This is a genomic window from Methylocystis sp. Se48 (assembly GCF_056269425.1).
This window is the reverse complement of sequence record NZ_CM149850.1, coordinates 402063-424964: the sequence shown is the minus strand read 5'-3', so window position 1 is coordinate 424964 and position 22902 is coordinate 402063. Positions and strand designations below refer to the sequence as shown.

Below are 22902 nucleotides of genomic sequence, written 5' to 3'. Positions count from 1 at the left end.
TTTTTTTCCGCCGACGCGTCGAAATCCTCTCGGCCATGCAGGCGATCGCTCATCAGTGAGATCCAATGTCCCTTTCCGCTCGTGAAATCGCCGAACTGCGCAAGATCGTCGCCATTGCGCAAAAACTGCTCGCAGCGGCGGAGGAGAAGCCCAGGACCAGCCGCGCCGGCGCCGCGCGTCCTGCGGCGAAGAAAAATTCGCGCAGAAGAGGAAAGGAACTCATCGCCTTCCGGAAGACGATCGCGGCCGAACGCAAGCGCGGGGTGCCGGTCGCCGAAATCGCCCGCAAGCATGGCGTTACGCCCAATTACGTTTATCAGATCACCGGCTGACGCGCAGCCAACCGACGCATTCGGCCAGCCGCCCTTCCTGCGCGTCTTGACCCGTTTCGGTTTCGAACCTAGCCTTAGCCCCTGAAATCAGAGTGGCGGCTGTGAGGCAAATCGGCATATCGCCTTTTTTCAAAGCGACGCGTCTCGCCGCGGTCCTCGCTCTCCTGATTTTCGCGCAGTTCTTGCTCTCCGCGGTCGCGGACGCGGCGCCGGCGATCGGCGAGGATGCGGCAGCCGGCGCATGCCTCGCGCGCCATGACTCCGGCGGAAGCGCCGACGCGCCTGCGGCGCCCCACTCCCGGCACGATCCGACCCAATGCTGCGTCCTGAACGACGCCTCGGTCGGCGCGCCCGCTGTCGCGTTCCGATTGGCGACGGTCGACCGCCCGGCCGTCTTTCGTCAGACGCCATTCGCCGTCGCGCGACGCCCGATCGTCACGGCGACAGGCGATCCCGCGCGGGCCCCGCGGCCGCCGCCGGCTCTTTTCGCCTAACACCGCGCGCGAGAGGCGCACGCCGGCCGCGCCGGCGCGCGACGCGGCCCCGAGCCATTCCGGGGGCCCATCGCCCCCTCGCGATTGCGCCATCGAATGCGCGGTCTCCGCTTCCCGAGCCTTCGCCGGAAGCCGGGCCTCGCCACAACGACATCCCTTTTCGAAGAGCCGCCGCATGACAGATTTCGTATTGCGCCCGGGGACGAAGGGCCGGCAGGAGTGCGAAGATCAACGCCCGCCTCTCCGCCCGCGCTGGCTCCAACCGTCCTCGGCGGCCGTCGTGGTCCTCGCGCATCTGTGTTTCTTTGCCGCCTTCATGACCTGGGTTCGTCCGGAGTTCGCCGCGCTCGGCGCGATCGACGCGGAACTGGTCCGGGAGGGCGACTTCATCGACGCGGAGGCGATCGAGGCGAATGACGGCGGCGACGCGGAGGCGGCCATCGTTCCCGAGGTTCGGCAGGACGCGGCTTTCGCGCTGCCGCCGCCGCTGGTGATGGAGCCGGAGACGCCTACGCTTCCGGCGAAGCCGGAAGCCGCCGAAAAAGCAAAGAAGACGGAGCAGAAGAGCGAACGCAACGAGTCCGCCGCGAAAGGCGGCGAGCGCCGCGAGGGCCAAGCCGGGCGGCGCGCCGGATTGCCGGGCGGCCGCGGGACGGGCGCGGGCGCCTCGCAGGCGACCTGCCTCGCGAGCGTCGCGGCCTCGATGCGGCGGCACATGCCCGGCTCGACAAGCCTCGGTCCCGGCACGGCCTTCGTCACCTTCTACGTTAACGTCGGCGGCGGCATATCGGGAGTCTCCGCCTCCGGTTCGACGCCGGCGCACGCCGCGCTGGCGCGCCGCATTGTCGCTTCGTCCCGCGGGCTGAGCAGTTGCGGCTCGGTCTTCGCGAGCCAGCGCATCACATTCGAATGAGCGACGCGACTCGCCAACCGTCAAACGAGGCCGCCCAATGCATGTTTCATTGTCGCCAACCGAGATGTTCCTGAGCGCGGGGCCGGTGAGCAAAGCCGTCATGGCCATCCTCGTCCTCGCCTCGGTCTGGACCTGGGTTCTCATCATTGACGGCGTGTTCGTCGTCCTGCGCATTTCCAAGGCGCTGGAGTCCGCGCGCGCCGGCGGGCCAGTCGGGGTCTTGTGGCCGATCGCCCAGGAAGGGGAGATGGCGCGGCGCGTCACCCTGCCCGGCGAAACCGGCAAGCAGAAAAGAAGGCGCATGCTCGAGCAGTTGAACCGGGCGACCGGCGAGTTCATGTCATCGGCGCGCGGCGGCCTCGCCAGCCTCGCGATCGTCTCCTCGGTCGGCCCCTTCGTCGGCCTGTTCGGCACGGTGTGGGGCATCATGTCGAGCTTTTCGGGAATCGCTCAGACGCAGGACACGAGCCTCGCCGTCGTCGCGCCGGGCATCGCCGAGGCGCTGGCCGCGACCGCCTATGGTCTGGCCGCCGCGATTCCGGCGGCGATCGGCTACAATCGCATCGGCGCGGCTTTTTCGCGCGTCGGCGACGACATCGCGCTTTACGTCAAAGCGGAGCTTGTCGCGTCGGCCGAAACGGCCGACTGAGCGGCGCCGCGGGAATTTCATGACGATTGTCAAGCATGTGTCTTTTGCGCCACAGAATTCTAATCAATTCTGCGGACATCTCTGGTCGCATTGCGTTTTAACGCGCGTTGACGTTACCATGACGCCATGTCGACGATGCGGACGAGCAGAAATCCCCTTGCGCAGGCGATATTCGCCTGCGCGGTAATTTGCCTGCTCGCACTGCAGTCTTTCGCCGGGGCGACGCTGCACCGGACGTCGTCGGAGACGACCGCCGCAATTGCGCAGGCGGCAGACGAAGACGCGTCGCGCGTCATCTGCGAGAAGGTCTCGGACCATGATCAGCCGGTCCAAGACGGGCATCATCAGACGCAGTGCTGCGCCTTCTGCCCGGACCAAACCGCTGACGCCGCCGCGCTCTCCGGCGCCGCCAAACTTATCGCGATCCTGACGCCTGAAGAAGACGCGCGCTGTCCTTACAATGACGCCCCGCCTTCGGGCATCGCGCTCTCAGGCTGGAAAAGCGCCTGGTCGTCGACAGCGCCTCCGCGCGCCTGATCTTCCCCGCTCGCGGCGCCTGACGCGAATCTCTTCCCCGTCCGCGCGCCGAAACGCCATCCCACGTCACGGGGACTGGACTTCTGAGATCCTCCCATGACCGGGATAGCCGCGCTCCCGCGCGGCCCCTCCCTGTATCTTGAGATACGAGAAAGACTTGCAAAATGAAGCGCATAACGATCTCCCTGCTCGCGCTCGCGGTTGCGGCCGGTTCGGCCGCCGCCGCTGATCTGCCATCGAGAAAGGCGCCGCCGCCGGCCATCGTTCCGCCGCCGCCTCCAATGTGGACGGGCTTCTACGCCGGTCTCAACGCGGGCTATGGTTTCGGCACGGGCACCAACGCCACGACCATCGGCAACGCCTACGACCAGTTCTATACGAGCTACTTCAACCAGCCAGGCTGGCCGCCCCTGCTCGTCGCCGGCTACGGCGGGCTCATGATGGCCAATAGCGGCACGGCCAGCCTCAGCCCGAACGGCTTCATCGGCGGCGGCCAGATCGGTTACAACTATCAGTGGGGCTCCAATGTCGTGATCGGCCTCGAAGCCGACATGCAGGGCTCGGCGATCCGCGGCTCGGGCAGCTACGCCGGCGTCGGCCAAGACCTCTATTCGATGGGTCGCATGATGCTGATGCCGCACGGCACCCGCAACACTGTCGGCGGCGGCACGATCCAGGCCGGCCTTGACTGGTTCGGCACGGTGCGCGGCCGCATCGGCTATCTGTTCACGCCGACGCTGCTCGTCTACGCCACGGGCGGCCTGACCTACGGCGGCGCCTGGGCGAATGCGAATTACGCCTCGGTCTCGAACTGGTGCGGCACGCCGACGGACGCCTGCTACGGCGGCATGATCACATTCCCCTACACGCAGGTCGCCTTCGGCTCCGGCCACACCTCGACGACGCTCGTCGGCTGGAATGCCGGCGGCGGCCTCGAGTGGATGTTCATGCCCAACTGGAGCGTCAAGGCCGAGGCCTATTACTACGACCTCGGCTCGCTCACGCTGAACGGCGCTTCCGTCGCGGCGGCGTCCAACGCGCCGGCGCAGATGGCCCGCGCCGTTCCAGACGCGCAGATCTACTTCCCGTCGACGCGCGTGCGCTTCGACGGGGTGATCGCCCGCGCCGGCGTCAACTACCACTTCAACTGGGGCTCGGCGCCGGTCATCGCCAAATACTGACCGGCCTCCCCTCAGGCAAATGCGATCGGTTCGCCCTCCGGCCTCGCGCCGGACGGCGAACCTTCCTCGTAGGCAAAGCGTAATCCGGGGAGTGGGTATGTCCCGCAGAATGTTCGCCCGCAGCGCCAGCGTCCTTGCGCTCGTTTGCGCGTCTTCCGCCTCCGCGCAGCAGGCGCTCCCCGACATCACCATCGCGGCGACGCGCGTGCGACACGCCGCGCCAGCCCGGCCTGTCCGGCAAACGATCGCGCCCGTGGAGGCGCCCGCCCCGCAGCCCGCGCCGCCGCCTCCGGCGCCCGCGCCCGCGCCCGCGCCGCAGGAAGCCAGCGTCGTCGACGCGACGCGGATCGACATGGAGCGGCCGGCCTCGGCGGATACGACGAAACTGCTCGAGCGTACCCCCGGCGTCAGCATGTATGAAGCGGGCGGCGTCTCGCGCCTGCCGGTGCTGCACGGCATGGCGGACGACCGCATCAAGATTCTGACCGGCGGCGTGAGCATCACCTCCGCCTGCGCCAACCACATGAATCCGCCGCTCTCCTATGGCGACTCCAGCAGCGTCGGAAAGCTCGAGGTCTATTCCGGCGTCGTTCCCGTCAGCAAGGGCGGCGACTCCATCGGCGGCACGATCATCGCCGAACCGCGCTCGCCGGTTTTCCGCAGCGCGTCTCCCGCGGCGCCGGCCGCGCCCGGCGCCCCCTCGCGGCCGCAGACCGAGGGCGCGCCGCCGGCTGCGGGGCCATTCTTCGCGCCGGGCGCGATCCGCCTCGGCCCGGGGGAAGGGGTGCTGGTCACCGGCGAAACGTCGAACTACTTCCGCTCAAACAACACCGGGATCGGCGCCTCGGCGGTCGTCAACATGGCGACGGATCGCTTCGCCTTTCTCTACAACGGCTCCTGGTCGCGCGCGACGAACTACCGCGCCGGCGGAAACGACGCCAAAATTCTCTCGACCAATTTCATTTCGGAAAATCACCAGGGAACCATCGCCTATCAGAACGACGGCCATCTGCTGTCGCTGCGTGGCGCGATTTCCAATATCCCCTATCAGGGCTTCGCCAACCAGCGCATGGATATGACCGCGAACCGCGGCTATCAGGTGGAAGGCAAATATCAGGGACCGACGAACTGGGGCTTCCTCGACGCGCGCCTCTATTGGCACAACACCTCCCACGTCATGGGATTCCTGGGCGACAAGCAGCCCGACTACATGCCGATGGCCACCTTCGGCATCAACTACGGCTATTCGCTGAAACTGGATCACCCCGTCACGGACGATCATCTGTTCCGCATCGGAAGCGAGTTTCACGGATTCAAACTCAACGACTGGTGGGAGCCCATTCCTGGCGGCGGGATCATGACGGCGCGGGACAACACCACCTTCATGTTTCCCGATCCGACCATCACCGACATGACCATGTTGATGATGACGCCGTACACGCAGTGGAACATCCGCAACGGCATACGCAACCGCCTCGGCCATTTCGCGGAATGGGAAGCCAAATGGACGCCGGAGTGGTCGACGCTCGTCGGCCTGCGCAACGACATCGTCTTCAGCAACGCCGGCGAGGCGGCGGCCTATGATCCCAACAACCCCACGATCATGCCGATGCGGATCGGCGACTTCTGGATCAAGGGGGTCATGCTCAATCCCGACGCAGTCGCGGCGCAACAGTTCAACGCGCGCAACCATCGCCGCACCGACATCAATTTCGACGTCACGGCGCAGGTTCGATACAAGCCGAATGAGAATTCGCTATATGAGGCGGGTTACTCCCGCAAGACGCGGTCGCCCAATCTCTACGAGCGCTACGCTTGGGGCGTCGGAACAATGACGGCGGCGATGATCAACCAGTTCGGCGACGCCAACGGCTATGTCGGCAATCTCGATCTCGTTCCCGAGATTGCGCATACGTTCTCCGTCACGGGCTCCTGGCGCGATCCGAAGAAGGAATGGGAAGCGCGTATCGCGCCCTATTACTCCTTCATCCAGGACTACATAGACGCGAACCGCGTCGGCAGCTTCGCCTTCACGGGCCCTGCGCTGCCGGGCCCCTACGTCTTCCAGGAGCTTCAGTTCAGGAACCATGACGCCATCATCTGGGGCGTCGATTTCTCCGGCCGCATGAAGCTTCTGGACGATCCGGACTGGGGCCGCGTCTATGGCACGGCGCTCGCCAGCTACACTTACGGCCGAAACCTCGACACCGGCGACCCGCGCAGCTGCAACTTCTTCGCCTCCGCCAATCCGCCCACGCTCGCCTCAGTCTACGCCGACCAGCTCTGCTATCTCATCACCAACGCGCAGAGGAAAGGCGACGGTCTCTACAACATCATGCCGATCAACACGCGGCTCGGCGTCGAACACAAGCTCGGCGGACTGTCGAGCGCGCTCGAACTTCAGATCGTCGGCGCCAAGACCCACGTCTCGGTTCAGCGCAACGAGCTACAGACTCCGGCCTATGCGTTGCTGAATTTCCGCTCGAGCTACGAATGGTCGAATTACCGGCTCGACTTCGCGGTCGAGAACATCGCGAATTCGCTTTACTATCCCGCGCTCGGCGGCTTCTATATCACCGGATACAAGGCCTGGACGAATACGGGCCTGAGCTCCTTCCCCCTTCCCAGCCCGGTTCCGGGGATGGGGAGAAACTTCGTCGCCGGACTGACTGTGAAGTTCTGACGACGATGAGACCGCAGCGATCCCCTTCAACGAAAAAGCTCAATGCGCCGGCGGATCGCAATGCGTCACTCCAGACCCCGAAAGGGAGGCAGGCTATGAAAATTGCGGCGATTTTCTCGATGACTGCATTGTCGTTCTCGGCCGGGACGGCTCTTGCGGCGGACTATTACGCGACGCCCAATGTCGATCCGCTTGTGGGGACCGCAGGGGCGGACAATTTCATCGTCAACCGGCGCGCCTACATTCCCGGCGACACCTATGACGGCGCGGGCGGGACCGACACGCTGTGGGTGACGAAAACCATGTCGGGGATCGATTTCCCCGCCGACAATTTCAACTTTTCGACGGCGACGATCCGCAACATGGAGATCCTCGCCTTCAACTACATGCTCATGGAAATGCCGGGCCAGGCGATCTTCTCCTCGTCGCAGTTCGGCCCCGGCCTTCTGCCGAACAACCTCGGAATCTACGGCGCCTGGGGCGATCAGGACATCACGGTCAATCTCGTGGCCGGCAACTCGAATTTCGACGCCTCCGGCTGGGTCTTCAAGACCGACATGATCCCCTATGGCGCGGTCTGGGGGCCCTATACCTACCCGGGCCTCGGAGAAGTGGGCGGAACCGACACGATCCATCTCAACGGCTCGACCGGAAACAACATTATCGTCGGCACCGCGCAGGACGACATCATCGCCGGCGGCGCCGGCGACGACACGATCGAGGCCGGACGCGGAAAGAACAGCGTCAACGGCGGCCCAGGAATCGACGCGGCCTCCTATGCGCGCGCGACCTCGCGGGTCGTGGTCAATCTCGCGCTCGCAACGCCGCAGAACACGCTCGGCGCGGGCGTCGACACGCTCATCCAGATCGAGAACCTCATCGGTTCGCGCTTCGACGACGCGCTGACCGGAAACGCCCTGGCCAACGTCATCGAGGGCGGCCTCGGAAATGACTCCATCAACGGCGCAGCGGGAATCGACACGGCGTCCTATCAAACCGCGCCCTCCCGCGTCGTCGTCAACCTCGCGCTCGCAACGCCGCAGAACACCCTCGGCGCGGGCGTGGACACGCTGACGCAAATCGAAAATCTGAGAGGCTCTTCCTTCAACGACACGCTGACCGGCAACGCCTCGGCCAATGTCATCGAGGGCGGCCCCGGCGACGACGTCATCGACGGGGCGGCCGGTTTCGACACGGCTTCCTATGAGAATGCGACCGCGGGCGTCACGGTTTCTCTCGCCGTGACCGCGCCCCAGAACACGGTGGGCGCGGGCGTGGACACGCTGAACTCGATGGAGGCTTTGATCGGCTCGTCCTTCAACGACACGCTGACCGGGAACGCCGGCGGGAACATCATCGAGGGCGGGCCGGGCAACGACACGATCGACGGCGGCCTGGGCGTCGACACGGCGTCCTATTCGCGCGCGCCCGCCGGCGTGGTCGTGAACCTCGCCCTCACGACGCGGCAGAACACGGTCGGCGCCGGACTGGATCTCCTGACGGGGATCGAAAATCTCACCGGCTCCAACTTCAACGACACGCTGAGCGGCAACAACGGGCCGAATGTGATCGAAGGCGGCCTCGGCAAGGACACGATGACCGGCCTCGGCGGCGTCGACACCTTCATGTTCTCTCGCCTCGCTGACTCGGTCGTCGGAGCGAACCGCGACGTAATCACCGACTTCACGACGCGCGTCGACCGCATCAACCTCTCGCGCATCGACGCCAATACGGCGCTCGCAGGAGATCAGCCGTTCACCTTCATTGGCGCGAGCCCCTTCAGCGGCGCCCCCGGCCAGCTTCGCTTCGCCGCCGGCGTGCTGTCGGGCGACGTGAACGGCGACCGGACGGCGGATTTCGAGATCGGCCTCTCGGGCGTCGCCAGCCTCGACCCGGCGACCGACATCGTCCCCTGACGACGATCGGCGGGCGGGGGGACTTCCTTGGGTTTCCCGCCGCCCGCTCGAGGGCTTCGACAACGGCGCGCGGTACCGAGGCCGCGCGCCGTCGTTCATTTCGGCAGGACCGAGCCCGATCCGACCCCGGGCGCGGCCTTGGCCTTTCTGCGCGGAGATTGATTATCGGCTGCGGCCGGCATGCCGGCGCGGATCAACGTCTTTCGCGCGCAGGGAGCGACGCCGCCCATCATTCGTAACCGCTGTTATCAGGCCACGTCTTCGAGAGCGACCGGCTGCGCGTAGGCCCAGGGCATGAGCTCGTCGAGTTTGCTCGCGAGATGGCCATTGATGATCTTCACGAGAACGTCGGCCAAATAGGCCTGCGGATCGACGCCATTGAGCTTGCAGGTCTCGATGAGCGAGGCGACGATCGCCCAATTCTCTGCGCCGCCGTCTGAGCCCGCGAAAAGCGCGTTCTTGCGATTGAGGGCAATGGGGCGGATGGCGCGCTCGACGATGTTGGAGTCGATCTCGATGCGCCCGTCGTCGATGAAGCGCGCCAGGCCGTCCCAACGCGAGAGCGCGTAGCGGATCGCCTCGGCGAGCCTGGTCTTCTGGCTGATCAGCGCGAGCTTTTCACGCAGCCATGGCTCGAGGGCGTCGAGGATCGGGCGGGATTTCTCCTGTCGCGCCGCGCGCCGGTCATCCGGGTTCTGCGCGCGGACGTCGCTCTCGATGGCGTAGAGCGCGCCGATGCGTTCGAGCGCCTCGCTGGCGATCGGCGCAGGACCTGCCGCGGCGAGTTCGTAAAAGCGCCGGCGGACATGGGACCAGCAGAAGGCCAGCGCCACGCTGTTCTTGTGCGCCAGCGCGCGATAGCCAGCGTAACCGTCGACCTGCACGACGCCCGTGAAGCCAGCGAGATGCGCGAGCGGCTGCTCGGACTTTCGGTTTTGCGCATAGACATAGACGGCGATCGGCGGATCGGCGCCGCCCCATGGCCGGTCGTCGCGGGCATAGGCCCAAAGTTGGCCGGTTTTCGTGCGGCCCCGCCCGGGGTCGAGCACCGGCGCCGTCGTCTCGTCGGCGAAGATTTTCGTCGACGACCGGATGTGTTCCAGAAGCCGCTCATGAACGGGCCGCAAATGCCAGGCGGCGCGGCCAACCCAGTCGGCGAGCGTCGAACGGTCGAGGGCGATCCCCTGTCGGGCGTAGATCTGCGCCTGGCGATAAAGCGGCAAGTGATCGGCATATTTGGAGACGAGCACATGGGCGATTGCCGCCTCGGTCGGCAGTCCACCCTCGATCAGCCGCGGCGGGGCCGGCGCCTGCACGATTGCGCCCTCGCAGGCGCGGCAGGCGTATTTGGGACGCCGCGTCACCAGCACCCGGAACTGCGCCGGGACGATGTCGAGCCGCTCGGAGACGTCTTCGCCGATCTTGTGCAGCAGTCCCTTGCAGCAGGGGCAGGCGTAGTCCTCGACATCGACGACGGTCTCGATGCGCGGCAGATGCGCCGGCAGCGCGCCTCGGTTCGTGCGGCGCTTTCTGGACGCCTTCTCGCGTTCGGCGGCGGACTTGGCTTCCCCCTCCGCCGCTGCGCCGGCTTCCGTCTGCTCGACCTCTTCGAGCGCCAGCAGCATCTGGTCATCGGGAAGCGTCTCTGCGCGCCGTCCGAAGCGATGACGCTGCATCTCCTTGATGATCTGAACGAGGCGCTCGTTGCGCGCCCGCTCGGCGAGGAGCATCGCCTTCAGTTCATTCGGATCGTCGGGAAGCGTCTCGACCGCCTGCGCCATAGACACAGAAGACCATATTTTCTGCGGTCTTTCGACGCTCTTCGACGCCCTGATTCATTGTGTCGCAGATCATCCCGCCAAGGCCGGCGCCGGCGTCTCCTTCACGCTGTGGACGCGCCGCCAGTCCAGCCCCTCCAGCAGCGCCGAAAATTGCGCCGCCGACAACCGCATCACCCCGTCTTCGATCTTCGGCCAGCGGAACTCGCCATCCTCCAGCCGCTTGGCGAAGAGGCACACGCCCGTGCCGTCCCAGAAGACCAGCTTGATGCGGTCCGTCCGTTTCGCGCGAAAGACGTAGATCGCGCCGTCGAAGGGATCGCACTGCATCGTCTCGCGCACCAGCGCCGCGAGACCCTCTGCGCCCTTGCGGAAGTCGACAGGCTTCGTCGCCACCATCACGCGCACCGCGCCCGTCGGGCCGATCATTTGGCGACTTTCAACGCCCGGATCACCGCAGCGATGGTCTTCGCTTGCGCGCCGCGTCCGACCCGAACCGTAACGCCGTCAATTTCAAGTTCGATCGTCGGCGTCGAACCAATTTCCTGGTCGACGGCGCGGCGTTTGCGCTTCGCCGGCGGCGCGGGCGCAGGCCCTTGCATGATTGCCGGAACAAACAATGGCGGCGCGCCTGCGTCCGCGCGAGCCTCGGTCTCTTTGCGCGCCTGACGACGCCACGTAAAAAGCTGCTGCGCCGTCAGACCGTGCCGCCGCGCCACTTCACAAACGCTCGCGTCCTCCGCAAAGCTCTCAGCGACGATCGCCGCCTTCTGATCGGAGCCCCACGTTCTCCGGCGTCCCGCGCCCGTGAAAACCTCGATCCGCCGCATCGGAGCTGCTTCAGGCTCCGACATATGCTTACGCTCTGAAATCGACATGTGTCGGAGCCCCTTTCGCTCCGATTATCGTCGCCCCAACTCATTCAAAACAGGTGCGAGCAGAACAGCGCTTACCATCATTCTTGGCGGGTTGAGCTCAGCGGCGGCCTCAGCCAATTCCTCGCCCATCTTCCCGTCCATCCGCAGCGACAGCTCGTCGCCTCGGCGCATGTCTATGATTACACGGCGGGCGGCGGCGTCAATTCGCTGTTTGCGACCCAGCTCGAACCCATTGCGGCGCGTCGGCCGGTCGGTCGGCGGCGGGCGAAACGACCGCGCCCCTCACCGGCGCGGCGAGGTCTCTTCGACCAGGGAGATCAGGCCCCTGAGAAGCGCCATGGGGTCCGGAGGGCAGCCGCGGATGTGGAGGTCGACCGGAACGACCTCGGACACCGCGCCCACGCAGGCGTAGCTCCCCGCGAATACGCCGCCGTCGAACGCGCAGTCGCCGACCGCGACCACCCATTTGGGATCAGGCGTCGCCGCATATGTCCGCTCGAGCGCCTCGCGCATGTTCTTCGTGACCGGCCCCGTGACCATCAGCACGTCGGCGTGACGGGGCGAGGCGACGAAACGCAGCCCGAATCTCTCGAGATCGTAAAAGGCGTTGCTCAGCGCATGGATTTCCAGTTCGCAGCCGTTGCAGGAGCCGGCGTCGACCTCGCGGATCGCGAGGCTGCGTCCAAGCTTGCGCCGCGCAGCTCCCGCCAGCGTCCGCCCGAGTTCGGCGAGCGTCTGATCGTCCGCCTTCGGCGGGGCTTCCGTCAGCGGCGGGCGAAACAGGCCCTGGAAAAGAAACTGTCGCATCGTCGAGCCGCTCGCTAGAGATCATGCCCCGCGTAGGAGCAATTGAACGATTTGTTGCAGAGGGGAAAATCCGCGACGATGTTTCCCTTGATGGCCGCTTCGAGCAGCGGCCACTGAAACCAGGACGGATCGCGCAGATGCGCGCTTCGGATCACGCCGCCCGCAATCCTCAGCCACGCGAAGACGTCGCCGCGAAACCCTTCGACGATCGCCGCTCCCTCGCCGCCCACGCCCTCGACAGCATGGAGGTCGCTGGCGATCGCTCCGTGCGGCAGCAAGTCGAGAATTTGCTCGATGATCTGCAGCGAGGATTTCACTTCGTCGAAGCGCACCCAGACGCGCGCATCGACGTCGCCGTCGATCGAGGCGCCGAGATCGAAGGAGAGCGACGCATAGGGCGCGTAGCCGATCGTCCGGCGCGCGTCAAAACGGCGACCCGAGGCGCGGCCGACAAAGCCGCCGGCCGCATATTGTCGCGCGAGCTCGCAGCTCAGCACGCCCGTCGCCACCGTGCGGTCCTGAAGCGAGGTGGTGTCGCCATAGAGCGCGATGAAACGCGGCGTCAGCGCCTTCAACGATTCAACCAGCGCGACGAGTTGCGCGACCCCCGCAGCGTCGAGATCGACGCTGACGCCGCCGGGACGGATCCGGTCCATCATCAGCCGGTGGCCGAAACAGGCCTGCGAGGCCCGCAGGACGCGCTCGCGCGCCACGCCGCAATGGGCGTGCATCAGCGAGAAAGCCGCGTCGTTGCAGATGGCGCCGATGTCGCCGATGTGATTGGCGAGCCGTTCGAGCTCCGCCATCAGCGCCCTGAGATAGACCGCGCGCGGCGGCGGCTCGATTCCAAGCGCCGCCTCGACCGCCCGCGCAAAGGCGAGGCTGTAGGCGACCGTGCTGTCGCCGGACACGCGGGCGGCGAGCGCCGCGCCCCGATCGATCGACGCGCCCGCCATGAGACGGTCGATCCCCTTGTGCACGAAGCCGAGCCGCTCCTCCAGACGCACGACAGTTTCGCCATTCGCGGAAAAACGGAAATGCCCCGGTTCGATGATTCCGGCATGGACGGGGCCGACGGGGATTTGATGCAGCGGCTCGCCCTCGGCGGGCAGAAACCGATAGGGATCGCTCGTCGTTTCGAGCGCGGTTCCCGCGCCGAGCGGATGACGCAGGCCCCAACGGCCGTGATCGAGCCAGCCGCGCCGGTCCGGCGCGCCATCGGCCTCGAGGCCGTAGAGATCGCGAATCGCGCGCTCCAATCGCAGCGCGGGCGGATGATGGCGCCCGATCGACGGATAGACGCCGCTTTCGCAGGCCAGGGAAAGAATTCGGACGTTCTTTTCTTCCGTGTCGAAAATCGCCAGCAACACGCCGGCGCCGTCGCTCCAGAGGCTCAGCAGGTCGCAACGCCCTTTCGCCAGCGCCTCGGCCGCGCGCCGCCATTCGAATTCATCGACGGTTTCGCGCGGCCATGGTCGCGACGCCGGCTCCGGCATGTCTGAAATCTGCTGTTCCTCGTGGGTGAAAAGCACCGGACGCTCCTCTCAGTCTATCCGAGCAGCCGCGCGACGTTCTGAAACCAGCCGACAAGGTAGGATGGCAAATAAAATCCCGCGAGCAGCACCAGCGCGAGATGCGCGACGAGCGGCGCGATCGACGCCCGTATCTCGCCCACGCTCGCCGAGGGCGCGCCGAAGGCCATGCTCGTCAAGCGCATCAGCAAGGCGCCGAACGCAAGCAGGAGACCGAAGACGAGCGGCGCCGCCAGCCACGGCTGCGCGGCGAAGGCGGAGCTGACCACCAGGAATTCGCTCATGAACACGCCAAGCGGCGGCATTCCGCAAATCGCCAGCACGCCGATGACCAGGCTCCAGCCGAGGATCGGATGACTTTCCGTCAGCCCGCGGATCTCAGCGATCTTCTGGGTTCCCTTGACCTGCGTGACATGCCCCACGGCGAAGAAGATCGCCGATTTCGTCAGGCTGTGCATGGCCATGTGCAACAGGCCGGCGAAATTGGCGAGCGGACCGCCGACGCCAAAGGCGACGGCCACAAGCCCCATGTGCTCGATCGAGGAATAGGCGAACAGGCGTTTCACGTCGTCGCGGCGGTAGAGCATGAAGGCCGCGAAAATCAGCGAGCAGAGTCCCAGCGCGATCAGCATCGGGCCCGGCGCAATCGCGGCGGCGTTCGCCGTCAGCAGCATCTTGAAGCGCAGGACGGCATAGAGCGCGACATTCAGCAACAGTCCCGACAACACCGCCGAGATGGGCGTCGGGCCTTCGGCGTGCGCGTCAGGGAGCCAGGCGTGCATCGGCGCGAGGCCGACCTTCGTCCCATAGCCAAGCATCAGGAACACGAAGGCCACATTGAGCAGCCGCGGACTGAAATGCGCCGCCTCCCGCATCAGCGACGCCCAGACCATGGCGTCATAACCCTCGCCCAGCACCGGCTCGGCCGCCATATAGACGAGGATGGTGCCGAAAAGCGCCAGGGCGATCCCGACGCTGCCGAGGATGAAATATTTCCACGCCGCCTCAAGCGCGTCGCGCGTGCGATAAATACCGACCATCAGCACCGTCAAGAGCGTTGCGACTTCGACGGAAACCCACATCAGGCCGATATTGCTGGCGAGAAGCGCCAGATTCATCGCGCACGTCAGCGACTGATACATCGCGTGGTAAAAGCGCAGATTGTTGGGCGTCAGCCGGCCGATCTCCACTTCGTGCGAAATATAGCCGGCGCTGAACAGGCTGGTCGTGAAGCCGATGAAGCTCGAAAGCGCGACGAAGACGATATTGAGATCGTCGACGGTCAGGAAACTGCCCGTCTCCTCGCCCTTGAAGACGAGGACGAGCGCATAAAAAAGCGTCGCGCCCGACGCGATGGTATTGATCTGCGCCGCACGCCGGTAATCCGATTGGAAGGCGAGCGCGCCGGCCGCGACCGCGGGGATCGCGACGAGCGCGTTCGACACCATGAAAACCTCGGAAATCATCGGCGTTCTCCCCGCACGCGATCAAGCTCGAACAGATCGACCGTGTCGAAACGCTCCCGAATCCGGAACAGGAAGATTCCGATGACGATGAAGGCGATCAGCACGGACAGCGCGACGCTGATCTCCACGACGAGCGGCATGCCGTTCGCCGCCGCCGCGGCGAGGATCAGGCCGTTTTCGAGCGACATGAAGCCGATGATCTGGCTGACGGCGTTTCGCCGCGTGACCATCATGAGCAATCCGAGGAGAACGATGGACAGCGCGAAGGCGAGGTCTTCCCGCGCATAGGGATTGGCGTCGGCCGTCGTCCGAACCATGATCACCAGCGACAGCGCGACGAGGAAAATGCCCACGAACATCGTCGGGCCGACGCCGCCTACGACCTCGACCGTTCGATGAATGCCCAGACGCTTCACGATCTTGTGCAGGCTGAGCGGAATGATCAGCCCCTTGAAGATCAGCGCGATGCTCGCCGTCAGATACAGATGCGGCGCCTGTTGCACATAGGCCTGCCAGCCCACCGAAAGCGTCAAAAGTAGAGCGTGCAGCGCAAAGACGTTGATCAGTCCCGAAAGCCGGTCCTGATAGAGCAGCATGAAGCTCACGAGAACGATTCCGCCGGCGAGCAGCTGCGCAATGTCGAGCGAGGCCTGCGGCATCAAAGGCTCCGGGTGAGAAAGACGACGAGCGTTCCGAGCAGGCCCAGCATCAGCGCGGCGCCCAGGAAATCCGGCACGCGGAAAACGCGCATCTTCGCCGTCGACGTTTCGAACAGGGCGAGAAGAAATCCTCCGGTGAGGAGCTTCACGACATAGATCGCCGCGCCGGTCGCCATGGCGCCCAGGCCCGCGTCATGGGAAACGATGCCGAATGGAAAAAACACGCAGGCGATGAGCGACGTGTAGAGCAGAAGCTTCAGCGCCGCGGCAAGTTCGATGATCGCGAGATGCCGCCCGGAGTATTCGAGGATCATGGCCTCATGGACCATGGTCAGTTCGAGATGCGTCGCCGGATTGTCGACCGGTATCCGGCCGTTCTCCGCAATGGCCACGATGACGAAGCCGATGAGAGCGAATCCGACGGCGACGCGCAGCTGCGGATTGGTCGCCATGTAGGAAGCGACTTCGGAAAGCTGGGTGGAGCCGGCGACGAGCGCCACCGTGAAGACGATCATCACGGTCGCGGGCTCCGCGAGAGAGCCGAACATCGCCTCGCGGCTCGAGCCTATGCCGCCGAAGCTCGTTCCGACGTCCATCCCCGCGAGCGAAAGAAAAAAGCGCGCGCTGCCCAAGAGCGCCGTAAGCGCCAGAAGATCTGCCGTCCAGCTGAACGTCAGTCCCGTCGCGAAGGTGGGGACGAGCGACGCCGCGACCCATGTCGTCGCAAAGATCACATAAGGCGCCGCGCGGTAAAGCCAGGAGGCGTTCTGCGCCAGCACGACGTCTTTACGCAGCAGGCGCAGGAGGTCGTAATAGGGTTGCAGAACCGGTGCGCCGCGGCGCCGCAGAAGACGGGCCTTCACCTTGCGCGTGAACCCGATCAGCAGAGGCGAGAGCGCCAGCACGATGAACATCTGCGCGGCCTGCGCCGCGAGATCGGAGAGGAAAGTCATAGCGCGACGACGACGAGAAGGGCCACGAGAACGGTGAAAACCAGCCCGAGATATTCCTGAATGCTCAGGAAATTGACGCCGTTCAGCTTGCCGGCGCAAAACCAGACGGCCTTCGACGCCGGTTCGTAGAGATAGTCCATGAAACGATCGTCGATCCGGACCGTCAGTCGCGCAGCGCGCGTTTCGCCGGGGAGCGGCATGTCGAGGATCTCTCGCGTCGAAAAGGCGATATTGCCCAGCGCGCGGCGCACGGGCTGCGCGAAGCTGCTCGCCGTGTATTGCGTGAGAGGGCTGGATTCGACATAGCCGCAGTCCCAGGCCGGCGCGCGCCGCCCGCGGGTCGGCCAGAATCGCTCGATGAACCGCATGGAGCCGAAGGCGGAAAACAGGATGAAGGCGAAAACGAGAAGCCCATTGTAGGAGCTGCGACTCTCGGCGACGGGCGCGATCGTCAGCCGGGCGATGGCGCCTTGCGTCGGCATGCGCCCGCCGACATATTCCGCCGCCGCTGGAGAGATCGTGTCGATCATGACGCTCGGCAGCACGCCGGCGAGCAGGCAGAGCGCGAGAAGCGCGCCCATCGCGGCGAGCGACCAGTCGTCGGTTTCCCTCGCGCATTCCGCCGCGCGCGAGCGCGGACGGCCGAGAAAGGCGACGCCGTATGCGCGTACGTAGCAGCCGGCGCCCAGCGCGGCGCTCAACGCGAGCGTGACGCCCACGGCTGGCGTAATGAGTTTCAGGATCCATTGCGGCAGCGAGGGGCTCAGCAGGATCGCCTGAAAGATCATCCACTCCGAAACGAAGCCGTTCAACGGCGGCAGAGCGGAAATCGCGACGCAGCCGCCAAGAAAAAGGAAGGCGGTTCGGGGCATTCCCTTGATGAGCCCGCCGAGACGTTCGATGTCCCTCTCGCCCGTTGCGCCCAGAACCGCGCCGGCGCCGAAGAACATCAAGCTCTTGAACAGCATGTGGTTGAACACGTGAAACAGCGCGGCCGTGAAGGAAAGCGCCGCCGGCAGCGCCTGACCATTCGCCTTGAAGGCGAGCGCCAAACCCAGGGCAACGAAAATGACGCCGACGTTCTCGATGGTGCTGTAGGCGAGCAGTCGCTTCAAATCGCTCTGGATCGTGGCGAGCAGGATGCCGATGAGCGCGCTCGCCGCGCCGAACACGAGCGGATGCACGCTCCACCAGAACGACGGCTGACCGAGGAGATCGAAGAAGATACGAATGAAACCATAGACGGCGACCTTCGTCATGACGCCGCTCATGAGCGCGGAAACATGGCTCGGCGCCGCCGGATGCGCGAGCGGAAGCCAGATGTGGAGCGGCGCGAGGCCGGCCTTGGAGCCGGCGCCGAGCGTCGCTAGCGTCAGAACGACGCCCACCGTCCAACCTTCCTTCGACGCCTCCCGGATGCTGGCGAAATCATAGGCGCCGCCGACGCCGCCGAGCACGCCGAAGGCCATGAGCAGACACAGCGTGCCGAAGCTCGCCATCAGAAGATAGACATAGGCCGCCTTGCGGTTCTCGACGTCCTCATGATGCGCGAGAACCAGCGCCCATGACGAGAGCGACATGAATTCCCACGCGAACAGGAAGGTAAAGGCGTCGCTGGCGAGAACGACGAGACTCATCCCCGCGACGAAGGCCGGGAAGAAGGGCAGGACGCGCGTCGGACTCCTTTCATGCGCGCCATAGCCCAGCGCATAGACGCTCGCCGCCGCGCCGCCGATGTCGATGACGGCGAGAAAGAACGCGCTGAGCGCGTCGAGCCGGAAATGCGCCCCGATCCACGGCAAGCCGAACGGCAGGGTCGTCTCGAGGAAGCTTGCGCCTCGCGGAACGACGACCGCGAGGAACATCGCCACGCAAAGCGCGGCGACCAGACCATAGACCCGCTCGCCGAGACGCTCTTCTCCGCGACGGACGATCGACATCCCGCTGACGCAGAACAGGGCCGCAACGCACAGGAGCAGGAAGGTCAGCTGCATATGAATCCTCGGATCGACAGACCGCGCGCGGCTTGCGTCACGCGCCGCGCCGACGCGGCGCGAGCGGATGATCGGATGTGGCGACGAGTCGATCGAGCCCCCGGATTTCGGCGTAACCGCCCCTGTTGCGATAATCCTCGCAGAAGTGATGAAGGTTCTCCATGACGGTGTGATCGATCGTCGACGCCTGCGAGACGTCGAAGATGACGGACTTTCCGGCCGGGATCCGCGCGAGGTCGCCTTTGAGCGCGAGATAATTGGCGAAAAAGGCCGCGCCGCTCACCGCGACATGGAACACGCCGGGCTCCGCCTCCCGAATGTCGCGCCGGACGCCGAAGACCTCGCGCCAGTTGACGCTGCGCCAGAAGTGCAGAACGAATTCCGCGAGAACGCCGATGGCGACCCCGACGAGCAGGTCCGTCGCCAGCACGCCGACGATGGTGACGAGGAAAACGCCGAGCTGATCCCAGCCGATTTCGAGCGTCTTCCGGAACTCGCGGGGCGACGCCAACCTGTAGCCGGTGAACACCAGCAGCGCGGCCAGCGAGGCGAGCGGGATTTCGTGGAGGATTCTGGGGAACATGGCGACGAAGACGAGCAGGAACAGTCCGTGAAAGAAATTCGCCCAGCCGGTCTTTGCGCCATTGTTCACATTCGCCGAACTGCGCACGATCTCCGCGATCATCGGCAGCCCGCCGATCAGCCCGCAGATCGCATTGCCCAACCCCACCGCAGCGACGTCCCGGTTGAGATCGGACGTGCGCTTGCAGGGATCGAGCTTGTCGACGGCGGCGGCGCTCAGGAGGCTTTCGAGACTGCCGACGAGCGAAATCGTAAAGACGTGGCGCCAGAAATCGATCCCGCCGACGCGGGAAAAGTCCGGAAAGGCGAAACCGGCCAGGAAATTCTGCGGCAACGTCACGAGGAACTTCGGCCCGATTGTGAACTCGTGGTGCGGCAGGAACTCGAAGCTCGGAAGGAACAGATATTTGTGCTCGTCATCGAGAACGAAGTATTTCGCGAGCGCCATTCCGAGCAGCACGACGATCAGAGGCGCCGGGATCATTTTCAGCCGCGGGCTGTTGACGAGCGTCCACAGTGCGAGAATCCCGAGCCCGAGGAAGCCGATGGCGGCGACCTCCGGATTCATTTCACGCAGGCTGGACGGGATCGCGCCGATGGTCGCAAAGAGCGACTGCGCGTCGGGCTTCACGCCCAGCATGACGTGGATCTGCTTCGCCATGATGATGATGCCGATCGCCGCCAGCATGCCGTGCACGGCCGAGGACGGGAAAAACGCGCTCATCTTGCCGGCCTTCATCACGCCCATGAGAATCTGGATAAGGCCGGCGAAGAAAATCGCCGCGAGCGTGTAGCGATATCCAGCCAGCGCGTCGCCGCCGCCGAGTTCCTGCACCGCGTCGAGAATGACGACGATCAGGCCCGCCGCCGGGCCCATGATCGTGACGAAAGAGCCATTGATGCGCGACACCAGCAGACCGCCGACGATGGCGGTGATGACGCCGGCCTGGGGCGGAAATCCCGACGCCATGGCGATGCCGAGGCACAGCGGCAGAGCGATGAGAAACACCAGAAAGCCCGACAGAATGTCCGCGCGCCAATTCTGCGCGAGACCGGAAACGCCAGTCGAGGGCGCCTCGAATGTCCGCTCCGAGAGCGTTGCGTTGGTCATGATGTCGGATCTCCGGGAAAATCGATAGAACTGAACGCTCGCGGGATGACGGGACGCCGCGTGGACAGCGACAATCAGAAAGGCGCTGCATTCAGCTCCCTTGACGAGGAGGATTGGCGAACGCCGAACCCTCGCAGGGGGCTGTTTCCGGAATTTTTCGCACTGCGGAAAACTATTTCTGATCCGTGTCTCGACAGAGGCCCCAGGTCACAATCGCCGGACAGATTGCCCGCGACGCGTTATAGGGGGGCGGCGCCATCGTGCGCGCCCCGATCCGCAACGACATCGAAGGGCATACGACGGCCATGAGCAACCAGGGTTCGGTTCTCCTTGTCGAAGACGACGCCGAGATCGGCGAACTGATTTCACGATATCTCGAAAACAACGCGATGGCCGTGACGGTCGTGCCAAGCGGGTCGGAGATGGACGGGAAGCTCGCCAGCCGGCGCTTCGACATTCTCATCCTCGATCTCAATCTCCCGGGCGAAGACGGCTTTTCCATCTGCCGCCGCGTCCGCGCGACGCTCGACATGCCCATCATCATCGTCACGGCGAAGAGCGAGGACGTCGACAAGATCCTCGGTCTGGAGATGGGCGCGGACGATTACATCGTGAAGCCCTTCAATCCCCGCGAACTCCTTGCCCGCATCCGCGCCGTTCTCAGACGCACGGAGCCGCCGAACCGCGTCGACGACGGCGCGCCCCGTCAGGCCTACCAGTTTCTCGGCTGGCGCATCGATCTCCTGTCGCGGGAGGTCGTCTCGCCGATGGGCATGAAAGTCGCCATGACCGGCGCGGAATTCGACCTTCTGCACGCCTTGTGCGAAAATCCGAACCGGGTGCTGACGCGAGACCAGCTGATCAACATGACGCACGGGCCGACCGCCGGCCCCTATGAACGAAGCATCGACGTCCTGATCAGCCGCTTGCGGCAAAAGATTGAAAAAGATCCCAAGAATCCCTCGATCATCCAGACGATCCGGTCCGAGGGCTATATGATGTCCGCGACCGTCATTCGCGCATGAGGCTGCGGAGCTTCATGGTTCGGCTTCGACCCGATCGGCTTGCGGGTCAGATCGCGCTTCTGATTCTGGCCTCGATCGTCACTTTTCAGACGGTCGTTTTGGTGACGTTCCACCTCCTCGACGTCGAGGGACGCCGGCACATTGTCGACCAGTCGGACTTCATCGCGAGCGTCATCCTCGCGCTGAACGCGGCGCCCGCGGACGCGCGGCGGGCGCTGCTTTCCGATTTCTCGAAAGCCGCGCCGTTCGCCAATATATATTTCCAGAACGAGCGTCCGCCTGTCGTCGAGGCGGACGACGCGTCCGACGACCGGGAATTTAGCAACGAGGTTCGGCTTGTCCGCGCCGATCTGTGGCCGGACGCCGACGTTTTCGCCGCCTCCGCGCCCGGGAACGGCGCGCCCGGCGTTCTGGCCGTCGCCCTGCAGGGGGGCGGCTATGCGCTCATTTCGATTTCGCAGCATCGCAAACCGCCCCGCTCCGTATGGCGCTGGCTCTGGCAGCCGGAGCCTGGCACGCCTTTTCTGCTGACGCCCTGGGCCTTGTCGGCGCTGCTGTTTTTTCTTTGCACCACCATCCTCGTGGTCTGGGCGTCGAACGCGATCGTCGCGCCGCTGATCCGACTGGCGAGACACGCCGAGCAATTCCCCGGCGACAGCGATGGCGACGGCCCGATGGCGGAGCGCGGACCTAAGGAAATCCGAGAATTGACCCGCTCCATCAACCGGATGCAGGAACGAATCCGCTCGATGATCGAAACGCGAACGCGGATTCTCGCGGCGGTCAGCCACGATCTGAAAACCATCATCACGCGGCTGAACCTGCGCGCGGAGTTCATCGGCGACAATGATCTGCGCGGCAAGATGCGGCGGGACATCGGCCTTATGGACGCCATGCTGCACAAAAATTTGCAGCATCTGCGCGCCGAGAGCGACAAATCCGACTACTCCAAGATCGACCTCGACAGCGTCCTTCAAACGGTCGCCGATCAATTTTCCGACATCGGCCGCAATGTCGCCTATCGCGGCGGCGGACGGCAAATGATCCTCGGCTCGCTGACCGAGATGCAGCGCGTCTTCTCCAATCTCGTCGAAAACGCCGTCAATCACGCCGAGCGCGTCGAGATCTCGATCGCTGAAGTCGCCCCGGACAGGCTGCAGGTCGACGTCGCCGACAACGGTCCCGGCATTCCCGACGAACAGAAGCCGAGCGTCTTCGAGCCGTTCGTCCGCGGCGAGGCTGCGCGCACCATGGACAATCACAGCGGCTTCGGCCTCGGCCTGTCCATCGTGCGATCGCTCGTCGAGCATCACGGGGGGACCGTGGCGCTTCTCGACCGCGCGCCGAGGGGGCTCGTCGTCCGGGTGACGCTGCCGCGCGCCGCCGAACCTTGAAACGGGCGGCGCCCGCCG

General features: G+C 65.1%; 19 protein-coding genes. 9 read left to right on the top strand and 10 right to left on the bottom strand.

The features are described 5' to 3' along the window. Positions 1-65 precede the first annotated feature (65 nt). The 7 genes from ACV959_RS02100 to ACV959_RS02070 all read left to right on the top strand — a co-directional run bounded on the left by ACV959_RS02100 (position 66) and on the right by ACV959_RS02070 (position 8705). A complete protein-coding gene (locus ACV959_RS02100; protein WP_475738279.1) occupies positions 66-332 on the top strand; it encodes a hypothetical protein in 267 nt (88 codons plus the stop codon). A gap of 669 nt (positions 333-1001) precedes the next feature. Then, the gene (locus ACV959_RS02095; protein WP_475738278.1) at positions 1002-1739 is read left to right on the top strand and encodes an energy transducer TonB; all 738 of its coding nucleotides are present in this window, start codon (positions 1002-1004) and stop codon (positions 1737-1739) included. A 37-nt stretch (positions 1740-1776) separates the two neighbouring features. After that, the gene (locus ACV959_RS02090) at positions 1777-2388 is read left to right on the top strand and encodes a MotA/TolQ/ExbB proton channel family protein (protein ID WP_475738277.1); all 612 of its coding nucleotides are present in this window, start codon (positions 1777-1779) and stop codon (positions 2386-2388) included. A 135-nt stretch (positions 2389-2523) separates the two neighbouring features. After that, positions 2524-2925 carry a hypothetical protein gene (locus tag ACV959_RS02085; RefSeq protein ID WP_475738276.1) on the top strand — a complete coding sequence of 134 codons (402 nt, stop codon included), beginning with the start codon at positions 2524-2526 and terminating at the stop codon, positions 2923-2925. Between the two features lie 164 nt (positions 2926-3089). Further along, a complete protein-coding gene (locus ACV959_RS02080; RefSeq protein WP_475738275.1) occupies positions 3090-4106 on the top strand; it encodes an outer membrane protein in 1017 nt (338 codons plus the stop codon). A gap of 97 nt (positions 4107-4203) precedes the next feature. After that, positions 4204-6789, top strand: a complete 2586-nt coding sequence (locus ACV959_RS02075) for a TonB-dependent receptor (protein WP_475738274.1) — start codon at positions 4204-4206, stop codon at positions 6787-6789. 95 nt (positions 6790-6884) lie between these two features. Next, the gene (locus ACV959_RS02070; RefSeq protein ID WP_475738273.1) at positions 6885-8705 is read left to right on the top strand and encodes a hypothetical protein; all 1821 of its coding nucleotides are present in this window, start codon (positions 6885-6887) and stop codon (positions 8703-8705) included. 248 nt (positions 8706-8953) lie between these two features. On the opposite strand, the gene tnpC is transcribed toward ACV959_RS02070, so the two are convergent. The 10 genes from tnpC to ACV959_RS02020 all read right to left on the bottom strand — a co-directional run bounded on the left by tnpC (position 8954) and on the right by ACV959_RS02020 (position 20465). Then, on the bottom strand, positions 8954-10486 hold the full coding sequence (gene tnpC / locus ACV959_RS02065; RefSeq protein ID WP_475736307.1) for an IS66 family transposase: 1533 nt from the start codon (positions 10484-10486) through the stop codon (positions 8954-8956). A 69-nt stretch (positions 10487-10555) separates the two neighbouring features. Beyond that, positions 10556-10912 carry an IS66 family insertion sequence element accessory protein TnpB gene (gene tnpB / locus ACV959_RS02060; protein WP_475736306.1) on the bottom strand — a complete coding sequence of 119 codons (357 nt, stop codon included), beginning with the start codon at positions 10910-10912 and terminating at the stop codon, positions 10556-10558. Next, complete coding sequence (gene tnpA, locus ACV959_RS02055) at positions 10909-11361, bottom strand: IS66-like element accessory protein TnpA (protein ID WP_475736305.1); 453 nt, start codon at positions 11359-11361, stop codon at positions 10909-10911. The genes tnpB and tnpA overlap by 4 nt, the downstream gene beginning before the upstream one ends. Before the next feature lie 282 nt (positions 11362-11643). Continuing rightward, positions 11644-12168 carry an NADH-quinone oxidoreductase subunit B family protein gene (locus ACV959_RS02050; protein ID WP_475738272.1) on the bottom strand — a complete coding sequence of 175 codons (525 nt, stop codon included), beginning with the start codon at positions 12166-12168 and terminating at the stop codon, positions 11644-11646. A gap of 14 nt (positions 12169-12182) precedes the next feature. Beyond that, positions 12183-13664 (bottom strand): hydrogenase large subunit, encoded by a 1482-nt coding sequence (locus tag ACV959_RS02045; RefSeq protein ID WP_475739735.1) that lies wholly within the window; start codon positions 13662-13664, stop codon positions 12183-12185. A 53-nt stretch (positions 13665-13717) separates the two neighbouring features. Next, positions 13718-15166: a hydrogenase 4 subunit F gene (locus tag ACV959_RS02040; RefSeq protein WP_475738271.1), complete on the bottom strand. Its 1449-nt coding sequence runs from the start codon at positions 15164-15166 to the stop codon at positions 13718-13720. Beyond that, on the bottom strand, positions 15163-15825 hold the full coding sequence (locus ACV959_RS02035; protein WP_475738270.1) for a hydrogenase-4 component E: 663 nt from the start codon (positions 15823-15825) through the stop codon (positions 15163-15165). Before ACV959_RS02035 ends, ACV959_RS02040 begins: the two co-directional genes overlap by 4 nt. Then, the gene (locus ACV959_RS02030; RefSeq protein WP_475738269.1) at positions 15825-16778 is read right to left on the bottom strand and encodes a respiratory chain complex I subunit 1 family protein; all 954 of its coding nucleotides are present in this window, start codon (positions 16776-16778) and stop codon (positions 15825-15827) included. The genes ACV959_RS02035 and ACV959_RS02030 overlap by 1 nt, the downstream gene beginning before the upstream one ends. Beyond that, positions 16775-18772: a hydrogenase 4 subunit B gene (gene hyfB / locus ACV959_RS02025; protein ID WP_475738268.1), complete on the bottom strand. Its 1998-nt coding sequence runs from the start codon at positions 18770-18772 to the stop codon at positions 16775-16777. Before hyfB ends, ACV959_RS02030 begins: the two co-directional genes overlap by 4 nt. Before the next feature lie 37 nt (positions 18773-18809). Then, positions 18810-20465 carry a SulP family inorganic anion transporter gene (locus tag ACV959_RS02020; protein ID WP_475738267.1) on the bottom strand — a complete coding sequence of 552 codons (1656 nt, stop codon included), beginning with the start codon at positions 20463-20465 and terminating at the stop codon, positions 18810-18812. A 305-nt stretch (positions 20466-20770) separates the two neighbouring features. Here ACV959_RS02020 and ACV959_RS02015 point away from each other — a divergent pair, with 305 nt between their 5' ends. Further along, on the top strand, positions 20771-21490 hold the full coding sequence (locus ACV959_RS02015) for a response regulator (protein WP_475739733.1): 720 nt from the start codon (positions 20771-20773) through the stop codon (positions 21488-21490). A gap of 14 nt (positions 21491-21504) precedes the next feature. Next, the gene (locus ACV959_RS02010; RefSeq protein ID WP_475738266.1) at positions 21505-22884 is read left to right on the top strand and encodes a sensor histidine kinase; all 1380 of its coding nucleotides are present in this window, start codon (positions 21505-21507) and stop codon (positions 22882-22884) included. The last annotated feature ends 18 nt before the right edge of the window (positions 22885-22902 follow it).